This is a genomic window from Bacillus cereus group sp. MG4 (assembly GCF_040460055.1).
Classification (GTDB): Bacteria; Bacillota; Bacilli; order Bacillales; family Bacillaceae_G; genus Bacillus_A; species Bacillus_A wiedmannii.
On record NZ_JARVGZ010000001.1, the window covers coordinates 1,190,066 to 1,203,777 of the forward strand.

A 13,712-nucleotide genomic window follows, 5' to 3' on the forward strand; every position below is an offset into this window, starting at 1 on the left:
ACTCCATAACGTAGGTATTGCAGCTACACTTAAATAAAGAGTTCCTAGTAACAAGCAATCTTAAAAGTTTTTTTGTTTAAAAGCGATGTTTTTTTGCCATCGGTTCTATATATGTATTTAATATCAACATTAATACTTTCCATACCTTTTGTTGACTAGGGGGTAGATGATCGTTATATACATAACTGTATTCAATCTGCTGTGTTGCACCACGATTTCGTTTGAACTCTCCAGCCCCAGCACTACAATGGCAAATTAAATTCTTTTCGATAGAATCCATTGTAATAAGGAGAGAAAGTATACGGTATAAACCTTGTTGCTGGTCAGAGTTTGTATTATAGCCAAGGATCGGCGTTGTCATAACTCCATCCCGAATAAAATAAGCAATAACACCATCAATTGTATCCCCTTTTTTTATGGCCTTTATCTCAAATAAACGATGCTGAAGAGCATTCCATAAATAAGCGGGTGTAAACATTGGGTTATGGGCGGAATATTTTTCGATATATAGTTGGTTGTATAAATGGGAAATTTGTAAAATATCCTCCTTTGTTAATTCTTCATTCGTAATGATTTCATAATTGCTTTTCTCTAATAAGCTTTTATCGTTTAATAAGTCTTTTCGTTTTTTTCGATTCATTTTTTTATAGTGTTTCGGATCAAATAAGTATATAGAACGAGACATAATTTTCTTGTAACCTACTGTAGATAGTGCTTCTGTCGTTACGGGATATAATTCGTTATTTAAAGAGCGAAATAGAATTGTATGCTCTGGAAATTTCTCAACAAATAGATTTGTTATTTGTTCGATTTGTTGTTCGTTGATAGAGTGATAAAGGTTTGTTGAAAGCATCCAATTATTTACGACTATTACTTTATTAATATTCGTTCGTCGTAGCCAACTTCCCATAAGATGAATCGGATAGGTTAATAGCTTCTCTAGCCATGGTTTTTTCAACTCCCATAGCTCTTCTAACGCATAAGATACGTAATGTGTATAAGGAGAACATACATATGAATTTTCGAACTCTGCGTTATTAAGAGTAACTGGCAAGATGAGATCATCGATTTCTAATAGAAAGAGCTCCGTGTTAACATTTTCGATACATGCTGTAACGCCCTTTTGAAAAAGAGGCAGGAAACTATCTCGCACATATGCCCCATCTTTTTTGGATTCCCAATCAATGCTATGCAAGGAATGAACATCATGTAACTGAATCATTTATGCTCACCACGCCTTACAAGACTCTCTATTCTTTTTAATTTTTTATCATATACTTGAATATCGTAATGTGAAAAGGAGAACTGTGGTATCGCACACTTTTTAGTAGACCATAGTGTATGTAACTCTTTCATTACATTTGATTGACATAATTCCAGATTTTCAGGTAGTGCTTTAAGTTTAATTTCAATTTTGTCTACGCTTTGTTGTATTACTTTAAATTCTTGAATGTCACTAGATGCAAACAAAATTGCTCTTCTAATGAAATCTGGAAAAATAGATATTTCTTTATTATCCAATTCACTTATTCCAATAAATATATCGTCACATCGACCATCAATTCGTTCTAACGCTAAGAATGGTGAGCCACAGCTACACGGCTTTTTTTTCTCAATTAATATGTCATTGAGACGATATCGTATAATCGGCTGTGTTTTCCTCATGAAATCAGTAATAATAGGAACGAATATCCCCTTCTCTTGATCTAAGTATTCTTTTTCAATATGAACGAGATCTTCATTAATGTGTAACGTCCCCTCCTTGCAGGTGGTAGCAAGAAAACCTTCTGTACATTGGTAAACTTGGTGTACTGTCTGCTTAAAAGTTGCACAAATAAACTCTCTATCAATATCTTCAAGCACTTCTGCTACAGAGATAATTTTTTGAGGACAAATCGTAATGAGTCCTTCTTGCTGCCAGTAAGCGATTTTCCGTAACATAGACGGAGGTGCAATTAAAATAGATGGCTGTATTTCATTTAATCGCGTGATATGTTGCTGAAACGAATCTAGTAAATCCAAAAAATGAAATGAGATTCGCTTATTTTTTGTCGCTTCATATAAATTGCTATTTGCACGTAAGAAAAAAGCAATCGTGTGTTTATGTAGAATGCTAGAAGGAAGCACCTTTCCAATAATCGAGCCAGCCCACAACGTTTGTTCTTCCTCAGAAACGAGAAAAACCCCACGATTTCCACTAGTTCCTGATGATAAACCAACAGTTATATTACGAATGGTTGGGGAGAAATTCCGGGTCTTTTCTGCTTCAAATGCTACATGAAACGCTTCTTCCTTTGAAATATGGGCTGTATTTAATGTATCAAAATGTTCCATCATTACTTCTTTATCAATAATAGGGAGTGCAGACAAATCCCCCTTTTGAATTTCATTTAAAAAAGGCGTATATAACTGGCGATAAAACGGAGACGCCTCTATCGTGAACAAAAGATGTTTTTCTATTTGTTGTTTATGAAACTGTTCCAACTGTTTACGATTTGAAAATCTCGAGCCATATTTTGTTTTCAAGTATTGCTTGAGAATTCGTAGTTTATTCATAGTACACCCCTGATTTAATTTTATCCCATGTATGTTCACAATGAGTTGGTACAATTTCAATCTCAGGTGATGTTTGTGATAAATGGTGTAACTTCTCAATATTCTTTCGGTAAGATTTTGGATCGCTAGTTAAAAGGTTGGCAACCTTACTAGGAAATACAAGGTTTTGATACGTTTTACTTAGCCACACTGCGTCTGCACAAAGAAAGACAATTTTTCCACTCTGTAAATGGACGAATATACCAAATTGTCCCGTTGCATGTCCTGTTAAGTCAACAGCAAATAATGAGCCATCATCAAATACATCATACCCCTCTTCAAACTTTCCATATGTAGAAGGTAAGTTAAGGGATGGAGTTTGATCAATGAATGACATTCTTTTCTCTAAATCCATCGGCAGTGTATCTTTTAGACACCCTTTTAATAGAGCACCAAATTTACTTCTCTTTTTAATATCCTCATAAGCTTTTGCGAAGGTTAATATTTTCGCTTTTGGAAAGTCAGGTAAACCAGCTGTATGATCGCCATGAAAATGAGATAGAATAATATATTTAATTTCTTCTGGCTGAATACCATCAAGAAAAAGTTGCTCTTTAATAGATTGCTCTTCCGTGAAATGAACAGGCGTAAGTTTTGCATATACAGAGTAAGGGAATTTTTTTGTCGCCTCTTTAAAATGTCCCGCATATCCAGTATCAAATAAAATATATCCTAATACTGGATGCTCGAGTAACCCTACTGTAGCAGGAAAGCATATTTGTTTCCAACTGCCCTTGGAGTATGCAATTTTTTCTGGATGTGTGCAATATCCTGTATCATATAGCTTTAAAGATTTGATTTTCATTGTATTTTCCACCAGTCTACAAATTTTGTAATTCCTTCTTCTATACTGATCTTTGGAGCATATCCTAGTTCTTCTTTAGCTTTATCAATATTTAATGTCTGGCTTTTTGAAAGGACACTAACAGTATATTTTGTGAGAATAGGTTCTTTTCCGAATAAAATAGTTTTTGAGATTCCTTCTAGTATAGCAGCTAGTGAAAAAGCGGTTTTGTAGGAAATTTTTTTATATTTTACTTCCTTATCAAGACGCTTCATTACATTTTCTATAACCTCATATAAATTTACACGCTCGTCATTTGTTATATTGTACTTTTGCCCTAATGTATGTTTTGGGGAATGCATACAAAGAAGTAAAGCATCTACAACATTCTCAACATACGTAATATCAACAAGAACATCTTCAGTACCAATTCTCGGTAAAGCACCCTTTTCACATACTTTAATAAGACGCGGAAGAATCGCATTATCTCCTGGTCCGAATAAAGCGCGCGGGCGTATTGTGATAACTGGTAAACCATGCGCGAAAGCTTGATCAATAGCTTGTTCAGCCATGTGCTTCGTTGTTGCATAATGATTTACAAATGTATCAGGAAGTTTCGCGTTTTCAACTACATTTTGTCGCTCATCATAATAGAAATAAATACTTGGTGTTGATACGTGGATCAGGCGTTTTATACCGTACTTTTGACATCCCTCGATAATATGTTTCGTTCCTAACACATTCGCATTATAAAAATCTTCATATTTGCCCCAAGGGGAAGAAAGTGCGCCGCTATGAAAGATGTAATCTTTACCTTTACAAACTTGTAGCACACGATCCCTGTCTTCAAGAGGACAATGAACAAACTCAATTCCATTTTGTTCTAATACCTTACCAATTGTTTTATTTCTCCCCGTTGCCGTTACTTCATGGCCCATATTTTTCAGTCGAAAGGCGAGTTTTTGTCCTAGAAATCCCGTTCCACCAGTTACTAGCATTTTCATAAATCTTCACCATCCCACGATATGTCATATGTTGTTTGCTCTAAAATAGTCCGTTCCTGTTTATAACTTTCACGCCACAATTTATACATGCTAAAAAACTGATAAAAAAATGGTTTCCAATCATTGTGACGATAAACGATATCTGGATAAGAGCATAAAACTTTTAACCATTGCTTACGTTTTTGTTTACTTTTTAAATAAGGAGATCCATATAAAAGCATTGCTAACCGAATTGCACACTCCGAATTTTGTTTTGGAATGAGTGTATTGTTTACCATTTCATGAAAGAAGGCCGGCAATATTTCCTCATCGAATAAATGTAATCCACTTGTAGTACGTGGATTACATTCAATCGGAATCACATCTCCAGCCTCTGTAACGATAAAATCAAAAGCAATTTGTCCTGAGAAATTTAGCTCTTTTACAATATGTCTCACAAACTGATCAATTTTAGGTTGATTCATATGCTGAAACGCAATGGTAGCACCTAAGCCTGCCGTAAATTCCGTTTTATACGTAGCGTGAGCTAATACTTCCCCAGATTGTGCGATACTGTAAGAACAATGCTGCGTCCCTCCTATAAACTCTTGCATAATATAATTCGACTTATCTATCATGCTTTCTTTTAGAGCATCCTCTTTTGTAATAAATTCCACTTTATCAGAAAACCGGGAAAAAATCGGTTTTCGTACAAAAGGAGTATGAGCTGGCGTTTTATGCATCATTGAACGTATCGCTTCTTCATCATCTATTCTATATGTTGCAGGTACTTTCCACCCTAAATTCGCTACGAACTGAATAAATTCCCACTTATTATGCAGTAATGATAGCTTTTGAAAATCATCTACTAATACATGGCAAAATGCGCTTAATTCTTCTCTATATTTAGATATATAAAACACTTCTTCACAAGTAGGAATAAGCAAATCCACATTGTGACGTTTAATAATGGATAGTAGCGCACGGATACTTTCTTTTGTTTTCCACTTTGGAGAAGGAATTTCATAAAAGTAATCCGTACTCTTTGAAACTTTACTTAATGGATACGGAATACTATCTGCAATAATAACGGTATGTCCAGCGTTATTAAACAGTCTGCATACATGCAGAGTTGCTGGTGCACGTGCCCCTGTAATTAATACTGTTTTCTTAGTATTCAAGAAGGATGCCCCCGATTGAAAGTCCTGCAGAAGTACCTAATAGTAGTATTTTATTTCCACGTTGCACTTTCTTTTGCTTAATCGCCTCGAAAAGAGCGACTGGAATAGATGCGGAAATCATATTACCGTAGTCTTCAAAAATGGTCATAAAGCGCTCTTCATCAACACCTAATTTTTTACGAATGAGTCTCATAGCTGGTCCACTTGCTTGGTGAGGAACAATTAAATCAATATCGGCTAGAGTATAACCAGTATCCATAAGTAGCTTGTCAATAAACTTCAACAAATACTTAGAAGATAGTTTAAAAATGGCTCTTCCATTCATATCGAACAAGAAGTCTTCTTTTCGTTCCTCACTATACTCGCGAGGATGAATCATCGTTCCACCGCCACGAATTTCTGATAAATGCGCACCAGAGCTATATGTTTCCATATGGGAAGCAATAATAGAAGATGTATGATCGCCTTTTGTTATGACAACAGCTGCCGCACCGTCACCGAATAAAATGCTGCTTTCATTTTGTCCCCAATTTAATCCGACAGAAGAAATTTCAGAAGAAATGATAACAACATTTTTGTATCTCCCGCATTCCATTGCGTACGAAATTGTATCAAGTGCTGTTATGAAACTTAGACATGTTGAATTGATATCAAAACATGGAATACCAGAATGCTGTAGCCCGAGCTGTTCTTGAATAAGTGATGCAGTTGAAGGGATCGCCTGTTGAATCGTTCCGCTTCCACAAATAATACAATCGATATCGTCCCAAGTTAACTTCGCATCTTCTACAGCTTTTTTTGCAGCTTCTGCACCCATATAAGAAGACGTTTCTCCATCAACAAAATATCTTGTTTTTACCCCAGCTTTTTTTAATGTCCAGCCTTCTGGCACATGTAGCATGCGATCTATTTCAAAAGATTCTACCTTTCTTTTCGGAAGATATGTTCCAATTCCTTTTATACTAATATATCTTTTCATTCTCTATCGCCTCTTAATCTTTTTATAAATTTAAAAATCCTTTACATCTAAACATTGTTGTGGATACATACAGAAAGTATTTTTATAAAATCCTGCTATCCCCTTATGTACTTCTAATCATATTTCTCTTCAAAAAAGAGCAAGCTCTCTACTTGAGAACTTGCTCTTTTTGCATGAGAATTCTTCAAATACACAATCTAGAAAAAAATTTTTATATCAATTTAATTATATTATAACAATTATCCGAAAATATTTAATAGTATTTTTTGTAAATAAAAGTGAAAATGTGGTATAAATTTACGTGAGATGGTAGTTTATTGAGCAGCAAATATACACATATGGAGTGTACATACAACTCATTTCAACATCTTCTTGTCCCTTTTTGTTTCCATAAAAAAATAATTTATATAATTAAATTGGCGGAGCTTTAAGTGATACTGCATAAAACAAACATATCTACCATCACTAAATTTGCTTTCCTTGTCTTTCATAAATGCATCACTATGCCCTATAATACTTTCCATACCTGCTATTTATATCTTCCACTCCATACAGAGCCCTCTTTGGATTTATAATAATTAGAAAAACTGCAACTACTAAATAAAAAATCGCGTTATACATAATTAAATCGATTAAGTTTCCTTTTATAATACCAATAAAGAAATTAAAAAATTGATGAATGATGATTGGGATAATTAAATTCTGATTTAAATTATAAAATGCAGTCATAACGATTTTTATAGATATGATAGAGATCATAAAAAATAGAATATATTTAATTAGGTCCATGCCTACAAATCCTGTAGTAAACCAAATAGGTAGGTGCCACATTCCCCACCAAAACCCTATAATTAGCGAAGCTATTAATGGTGAATGCCTCTTTTGGAGTTCAATTTGCGCAAAACCTCTCCATCCTATCTCTTCTCCCAATGGCCCCGCAAGAAAGTTTTTAACAAAGAAATAGATTAGCATTCCCCGTGAAGTGACAGTAAAAATAGAATCTACTTCACTATTTTTAGACACAACAAACAAAATCATTAAAAATATGAAAGTTTGAATCATACTCACAATAAGAATTACAGAAACTTTAAGTTTATTCTTGAACTTGTCTTTTACAAACTGTATAAAGCTCTGCCCCGGATAGATTTTTTTAAATAACACGGCAAAAGCAAAAGTTGAGGACCAAGACGATATACAAAACATTACATCAAAAAACCATGCTGGGAATCCTAGCATACTTATAGCTCCTACAAGCAAAAAAAGTGGCAGAAAAATGATATTGGTTAGTACGATAAAACTCACTACTGGTCTTTTGAGTTTCTTTTCCCTATTCATGCACAATCCCCATTTCAAACTAAGTATTTCGTAAACATAATAGTATTTATATTTACAGATACTTTCAGCTTAAACCTGGGGGTTACTCACAGGTCAATACATGTCAGCATTATTTTACAGGTGCATAAATTTCTAAAAATATACGCTCAAGTTCCTCTTCATATGTGGTAAGTAATATATTTATATACACTATCCCCAAAAGTTCATGCCCTTGTTCTATTGCTGCTTTTCTTAAACTGGATTCCACATTATGATCAATACTTTTCCCACCAGTTGCCCATCTTCCATTTTCAATAACTGTATAAATACATTTTGGATGCGATAGAATTTCCCCTTCTAATTCTTTATCAAAGTCCTCTACCTTTCTTACAATTATAAATTTATCTTCTATAATACCTTCTTCGTTGAAATTTATAACTCTTCGTAAAGATATTAAAGTAACTGCTTTTTTTAAACTATCCGTATTCTTTTTCAAAGATTCATATTCATCATACGCAGTAAAATGCTCTATTTCTCCGTTTACTTCTAATGGCTTCATTTCTTTTACTACGTATTCCCCTAAGAATTGCGTTGTTTTTTCGCAATCTTCTTTTACAATTTGAAGCTTTTTTAAAAGAAGTTTTTTATATTCTATCTCCTCTAAAACTTCTTGTTCTTTCTCTTCTAACAATGATTTTATTCCCTCTATACTCTTACTTTTTCTTAATTCCTGGATTTTTTTTATTTCGATATCCATTTCCCTATAGAAATTGACCGTTGTTATATCATATATATCAAAATGATTATATTTTCTATACCCATTCTCAATATTTTGCTTCGGCTTGACCAAACCTTTTTCCTCATAATACTTCAAAGTATCTCTAGATACATCTAAAAATTTTGCAACCTGTCCAATTGTGTACATTACGTTCTCCTTTAACATCGCTACTTAAACTTTTACATTCATATTGCATATTCTGCAAATTATCGAATTTCCCTTCCAATTGCTCCCCATCTCCTTTTTCCACAAAAAAAGACACAGAGATCTCTCCCCATGCCTACTAATTCCTACTTCTTCACCGCATGCACATAATGCACCGTCTCAAAAGCTTTTAAATAATCGTTTCGTCCTTCGAAATATAATTTATTTATGTCTTCTGGTGATAAATGCTCATAAATGAGTAAGCCCGCCTTCTCTAACAGTGCTTCCATTTCCGTATAAGAAAAACACGATTTCATCGTTTCCCCGCCTACTGCAGCCATTTTTACCATATTTTCAACTCGATTGGACAATCCTTTTTCCGTAAATAAGTTTTCATCTGGATAATCGAATACGATAGAACTTCCTTCTGGAACCATCGCAAATAGACATTCTATTAAACTAGAAAGTTCCTCTTTCGTTAAATAGTATGTTACACCTAATAGACTAAAGAACGTCTTTTTATTTTCAAATCCTTCATTCCGTAACTGCTCATAGGAAAATCCTTTCGTGAAATCCATCGAAACAAAATGAAGGTTGTTTGGAATTTCAAACTCTGCTTCTTCTATTCTCTCCTTCTTAAACTGCTGCGTAGAAGGATGATCCACTTCAAATATTTCTATTTCATTCTCTAATTCTCGATGTCTAAAACTAAATGTGTCTAAGCCCGCACCGAGTATGACGTATTGCTTTGCGCCTAATGCAATTTCATGTAGTAATACTCTTTCACAATATGCTGCGCGTGCCAAAGGTGTTGGTGATAACTGTACTTGTGTAATCCATTTTAATATTTCTTGTGGATTATTTTGAAACTTTTGTGCAATGTCTGTATTGAAAAAATGGATCCCTTGAACCATATTCGTTTCAATATCGTTACGTTCTTTTTGTGAAATAAAATCTTTAGCTACATAATCATCAAAGATTTTAGGACGATCAAATTCACTATGATACGCCCTTCCGAAAGCTGATACTAGCGACGTTACACTCGCTTCACCTTTTTTCACGCACATACACTCCTTCATTTTCACAACAAAAATAGGGTTCCCCTGGCCAGGAGAACCCTATTATACACTTTATTTTTATATTGGTAAATTATAGCATAAATAAGTTTTTTTGTCAAGTTTTCAGCCTACTAGCACTCCGAAACTTTGTATATTCTCTAGCAGGAAAATTGTCGATTCACACCGAATACCCCAAATGATAACAATACATATGGAGGCCAATATGAAACGATTAGTAATCATTACAGTAGGAAAAACACACAGTGGAAAAACTACATTTGCTAAAGAACTAGAAAAAAAGTTACCCCACTCTTTCGTTATGGATCAAGATAACCAAGCTGAATTCATTAACACGCATTATGAAAAATTACAGCCGGACGAAGGCTCAAATACATTTAAACACGGTCTTTCGAAATTCATTGTTGATTATGCGAAAGAACATACAAATTTACACCTTATTATTAGTAACTCCAATCGCAGTAAAAACGGAAGGTTATATTTACTAAACGAATTATTTCCACAAAATGAATATGTACGTATACTCGTTCATTTTGACGTCCCAGATGATGTACTTTATGAAAGAGTAGCTCGAAGCACGCGAAGTACCAATATTTTTAGAGGTAGTTATTCTAGTTTCAAAGAAGTTCTGAATCGCCAACAGGCCGAGTCACTTCACGAAGATGTCGTAGATCCGATAGAAAACGAGGCTGATTATTTGTTTGTTATTCGTAATTGTAAGGATGTAAACTCTACTATAGAAGAAATTGTTCATCTAGCTAAAGATCTCTCCCCTACCCCAAAATAAGAGAATTTAAAAATTACATAATCATAGATTATTATGCAAATCCTTCCTCTAAGCGCCGAACATGGTATATAATGATAAGATAATCTACTTCTATATGCTCAATTTTACACAAAACAGCTCATGCATATGAAAGAAAAGAGGTACAAAAATATGAAAACAAAACAAACAATTGCTGCGTCTACACTAGCTTTAGCAATGATTGCTGGCGCAAACTCTGCTCATGCGGAAGTAACTGATGCTACTCCTCAGCAAAGTACGGGAGATCGATTAGCTGAAATTAAGCAACATAAACAAGAATTAGATGCGAAATTGCAGCAGCACAAAGAAAACGTGGATCAAACATTGAATGAACTTAACCAAGTTAAGGAAAATGTTGATACGAAGGTTAATGAACTACATGAGCGTAAACAAGTTGCTGATGAAAAAATTAACGAAATGAAACAACGTAAACAAGAGTTAGATGCAAAACTTCAGCAAGATAAGCAAATCGCCGAAGATAAAATCGCTGAAATTAAAGAGCATAAAAAACAAGTAGAAGACAAAGTTGCTGAAGTTAAAGAACATAAGCAAAATATCGATAACAAAGTGAATGAGATTAAAGAACATAAGCAAACTGTCGATGAAAAAGTGAATGAAATTAAGCAACATAAAGAGAACATTGATCAAAAGGTTAATGAACTTAAGGAAGTTAAAAAACAAGTAGATGAAAAATTAGCTGAGTTAAAGAAAGCGAAACAAACTGCTGAGGACAAACTTGCTGAGCTAAAAGAAAATAAGCCGAATACTGGGAACACGTTAGAGGAACTTAAGAAAATTAAAGGCAATTTAGATAGTCTTTCCGCTAACTTAGAACTAGCTAAACAAGATGTAAAAAACAAACTAGCTGAATTACAAAAAGCTAGAGAAGATTTACTAAATAAACTTAACGAAATGAAACAAGCGAAACAAACTGTTTCAGATGACTTAACAAAGAAAAAACAAGACTTAGATATTAAAATCAACGACTTTAAACATACTGAGAAAAAAATTGATGACAAATTAGCTGAGGTACATACAACGAAGCAAAATGTAGATAACAAAATTAATGAAGTATCTCAATCGAAACAAACAGAAACAAAGACTGGTACTACAAATGCAAACAACAATGCTAGAGAACTCCCTAACGCTGGTAGTGAGCAATCAAACAATATGGCTTTAGGTATGTTATCTGTATTAGGTGGCGTTTTATTAGTAACACGAAATAAAATTAAAGCGTTATTCTCAAAATAAAGCACTTATACAAAAGACAACCGCACACTTGTGCGATTGTCTTTTTTCTTTATATTAACTTCCCATCTCGAAGTGTCAATATTCGATCACATACATCAAGCATTCTTTCATCATGTGTAATCATAATTGCTGCTTTTTGGCTCTCTTTCACTTCACGTTTCATCATTTCAACGACTTCACGTGCACGTTTTGAGTCTAAGCTTGCAGTTGGTTCATCCGCTAATATTAAATCTGGGTTGTTCATGAACGCGCGAGCGATTGCTACCCTTTGTTTTTCCCCACCAGATAGTTGATTTGGATAATGACTTTTTCTTTCTCCTAATCCAAATGCCGCTAATAAATGATCCGCACGCTTTTCTGAGTCTTGTTTACTTTCTTTTTTAAGCTTTGCAATGTAAAGTAATTGTTCTTTTACATTTAAATATGGAACAAGATTTGCGAATTGGAAAATGAAGCCGATTTTTTTCAAGCGAATGTCTGTCATTTCCTTTTCCGATAACTTCGTAATATTTTGCTCACGAATGTAAATATCCCCTTTTGACGGTGATAATAAAGCACCCGCGATTGATAATAATGTACTTTTCCCTGATCCAGAAGGACCAACGATTCCGATAAATTCTCCAGCTTTCACATTAAGTGACATCGGATGAAGGGCTGTTACTTCCGTATTCCCTTCTCCGTACACTTTACTTATTTTGTCTAATTTTAATAATGAAGTCATTACATCCCGCCTCCAATTGCTTCTAATGCATCAACTTTTAATACTTGATATAACGAAATAAGTGTTCCTAAAATACTAATTACGATAAAGATTGCTGCATATTGTGCAATCATCGGTGTTGTTAATAAGAACGGCATACCCGCTGGTAAAATTTGTTCTAATCCTTGTACAAGAACAATACTGATTACCATCGCAACGACTGATAAGAATAACGCCTGCACGACTAAACTATTTGCTAAATAAGAGTTCTTCGTACCGATTGCTTTTAATACACCTAATTGCTGTGTTTTTTGCAATGTAATGACGTAGAAAAATACACCGATTAGTAACGCAGCGATAACAAGTAAGAATGCAATGATCATCGTTAATGTTCCTTGCTCCTCTTTAAATCCTGGAATGCTTTGTAGTACTTCTTTTTTGTCGATAACATGTTCATTTTTAATTTCTTTATCTGTATTCAGCGCAATTGCACTATAATCTTTTTGGTTTGGTTGTGAAATAGCGCCCCATACGTCTTCATTTACATACACGACTGGTGTATGACTAAACATTTGGTCTTTCGTAAATCCAACGATTGTAAATTCTTTCTTTGAAACAGGATCAATAATTGTATCGCCAATATCGATTCCTTTTTCTTTAATAGATTCGTCAGCAACCATTTCGTTATTTGCTGTACTTAATTTCTTACCTTTTACAATGTTCGGTTCTAAAAATGAATCACGTTCACTTGAGAAAATAGCAACATCCACTTTTTTCGAACTATCTTTCTTTTCATACGTTGAAACTTTCACACGAAACGGAACGGCCTCTTTGTCGCCTACTTGATTGACTACGTTATCTACATCTTCTTTCTTAATTTGTGAACGAAGTAATTTATTTTCCGCATCATCTGCTAAAACGAACTTATTTGCCTCCATATTTTGAATCGATGAAGCATTATCATATGATAATCCATTTGCTAATCCTGAAATAACAAGAACTAAAAATGATAATAACACCATAATCAGTCCGATTAATCCGTATCTTAATTTTGATTGTTTTAATTCACGCAGAGCTAAAAACATTTCGCTCGCTCCTTCCTCTTTCTTTCTATGCACTTAT

At 34.2% G+C, this 13,712-nt stretch carries 13 protein-coding genes; 2 read left to right on the forward strand and 11 right to left on the reverse strand.

Going from position 1 to position 13,712, the window contains the following annotated elements; all coding sequences use genetic code 11:
- Positions 1-76 precede the first annotated feature (76 nt).
- The 9 genes from QCI41_RS06170 to QCI41_RS06210 form a co-directional block, all read right to left on the reverse strand.
- On the reverse strand, positions 77-1,222 hold the full coding sequence (locus QCI41_RS06170) for a hypothetical protein (protein WP_353837938.1): 1,146 nt from the start codon (positions 1,220-1,222) through the stop codon (positions 77-79).
- Positions 1,219-2,556, reverse strand: a complete 1,338-nt coding sequence (locus QCI41_RS06175; protein WP_353837937.1) for a F390 synthetase-related protein — start codon at positions 2,554-2,556, stop codon at positions 1,219-1,221. The genes QCI41_RS06170 and QCI41_RS06175 overlap by 4 nt, the downstream gene beginning before the upstream one ends.
- A complete protein-coding gene (locus QCI41_RS06180) occupies positions 2,549-3,400 on the reverse strand; it encodes an MBL fold metallo-hydrolase (protein WP_353837935.1) in 852 nt (283 codons plus the stop codon). The genes QCI41_RS06175 and QCI41_RS06180 overlap by 8 nt, the downstream gene beginning before the upstream one ends.
- A complete protein-coding gene (locus QCI41_RS06185) occupies positions 3,397-4,383 on the reverse strand; it encodes an NAD-dependent epimerase/dehydratase family protein (RefSeq protein ID WP_046958036.1) in 987 nt (328 codons plus the stop codon). Before QCI41_RS06185 ends, QCI41_RS06180 begins: the two co-directional genes overlap by 4 nt.
- Positions 4,380-5,543 (reverse strand): ATP-grasp domain-containing protein, encoded by a 1,164-nt coding sequence (locus tag QCI41_RS06190; protein ID WP_353837934.1) that lies wholly within the window; start codon positions 5,541-5,543, stop codon positions 4,380-4,382. Before QCI41_RS06190 ends, QCI41_RS06185 begins: the two co-directional genes overlap by 4 nt.
- The gene (locus QCI41_RS06195; RefSeq protein ID WP_063218008.1) at positions 5,533-6,522 is read right to left on the reverse strand and encodes a beta-ketoacyl-ACP synthase III; all 990 of its coding nucleotides are present in this window, start codon (positions 6,520-6,522) and stop codon (positions 5,533-5,535) included. Before QCI41_RS06195 ends, QCI41_RS06190 begins: the two co-directional genes overlap by 11 nt.
- A gap of 501 nt (positions 6,523-7,023) precedes the next feature.
- Positions 7,024-7,857 (reverse strand): CPBP family intramembrane glutamic endopeptidase, encoded by an 834-nt coding sequence (locus tag QCI41_RS06200; RefSeq protein ID WP_353837933.1) that lies wholly within the window; start codon positions 7,855-7,857, stop codon positions 7,024-7,026.
- Positions 7,858-7,966: 109 nt separating this feature from the next.
- Positions 7,967-8,761, reverse strand: a complete 795-nt coding sequence (locus QCI41_RS06205) for a MerR family transcriptional regulator (RefSeq protein ID WP_353837932.1) — start codon at positions 8,759-8,761, stop codon at positions 7,967-7,969.
- A 143-nt stretch (positions 8,762-8,904) separates the two neighbouring features.
- Positions 8,905-9,825 carry a class I SAM-dependent methyltransferase gene (locus QCI41_RS06210; protein ID WP_353837931.1) on the reverse strand — a complete coding sequence of 307 codons (921 nt, stop codon included), beginning with the start codon at positions 9,823-9,825 and terminating at the stop codon, positions 8,905-8,907.
- Between the two features lie 214 nt (positions 9,826-10,039).
- Between QCI41_RS06210 and QCI41_RS06215 the strand changes: the two genes are divergently transcribed.
- Together QCI41_RS06215 and QCI41_RS06220 are read left to right on the forward strand one after the other, a co-directional pair.
- Positions 10,040-10,621, forward strand: a complete 582-nt coding sequence (locus QCI41_RS06215) for an ATP-binding protein (protein WP_353837930.1) — start codon at positions 10,040-10,042, stop codon at positions 10,619-10,621.
- A 150-nt stretch (positions 10,622-10,771) separates the two neighbouring features.
- Entirely contained in the window at positions 10,772-11,890 is a 1,119-nt protein-coding gene (locus tag QCI41_RS06220; protein WP_353837929.1) for an LPXTG cell wall anchor domain-containing protein, read from the forward strand.
- Positions 11,891-11,939: 49 nt separating this feature from the next.
- Here the strand turns inward: QCI41_RS06220 and QCI41_RS06225 are convergent, their stop codons facing one another.
- On the reverse strand, positions 11,940-12,611 hold the full coding sequence (locus tag QCI41_RS06225) for an ABC transporter ATP-binding protein (RefSeq protein WP_353837928.1): 672 nt from the start codon (positions 12,609-12,611) through the stop codon (positions 11,940-11,942).
- The gene (locus QCI41_RS06230; RefSeq protein WP_353837927.1) at positions 12,611-13,675 is read right to left on the reverse strand and encodes an ABC transporter permease; all 1,065 of its coding nucleotides are present in this window, start codon (positions 13,673-13,675) and stop codon (positions 12,611-12,613) included. The genes QCI41_RS06225 and QCI41_RS06230 overlap by 1 nt, the downstream gene beginning before the upstream one ends.
- Between the last annotated feature and the right edge of the window lie 37 nt (positions 13,676-13,712).

Excerpts from the sequence above, each read along its gene's own strand:
- QCI41_RS06170 (WP_353837938.1), bottom strand. The coding sequence starts at position 1,222 with ATGATTCAGTTACATGATGTTCATTCCTTGCATAGCATTGATTGGGAA.
- QCI41_RS06175 (WP_353837937.1), bottom strand. The coding sequence starts at position 2,556 with ATGAATAAACTACGAATTCTCAAGCAATACTTGAAAACAAAATATGGC.
- QCI41_RS06180 (WP_353837935.1), bottom strand. The coding sequence starts at position 3,400 with ATGAAAATCAAATCTTTAAAGCTATATGATACAGGATATTGCACACAT.
- QCI41_RS06185 (WP_046958036.1), bottom strand. The coding sequence starts at position 4,383 with ATGAAAATGCTAGTAACTGGTGGAACGGGATTTCTAGGACAAAAACTC.
- QCI41_RS06195 (WP_063218008.1), bottom strand. The coding sequence starts at position 6,522 with ATGAAAAGATATATTAGTATAAAAGGAATTGGAACATATCTTCCGAAA.
- QCI41_RS06200 (WP_353837933.1), bottom strand. The coding sequence starts at position 7,857 with ATGAATAGGGAAAAGAAACTCAAAAGACCAGTAGTGAGTTTTATCGTA.
- QCI41_RS06205 (WP_353837932.1), bottom strand. The coding sequence starts at position 8,761 with ATGTACACAATTGGACAGGTTGCAAAATTTTTAGATGTATCTAGAGAT.
- QCI41_RS06210 (WP_353837931.1), bottom strand. The coding sequence starts at position 9,825 with ATGTGCGTGAAAAAAGGTGAAGCGAGTGTAACGTCGCTAGTATCAGCT.
- QCI41_RS06215 (WP_353837930.1), top strand. The coding sequence starts at position 10,040 with ATGAAACGATTAGTAATCATTACAGTAGGAAAAACACACAGTGGAAAA.
- QCI41_RS06220 (WP_353837929.1), top strand. The coding sequence starts at position 10,772 with ATGAAAACAAAACAAACAATTGCTGCGTCTACACTAGCTTTAGCAATG.
- QCI41_RS06225 (WP_353837928.1), bottom strand. The coding sequence starts at position 12,611 with ATGACTTCATTATTAAAATTAGACAAAATAAGTAAAGTGTACGGAGAA.
- QCI41_RS06230 (WP_353837927.1), bottom strand. The coding sequence starts at position 13,675 with ATGTTTTTAGCTCTGCGTGAATTAAAACAATCAAAATTAAGATACGGA.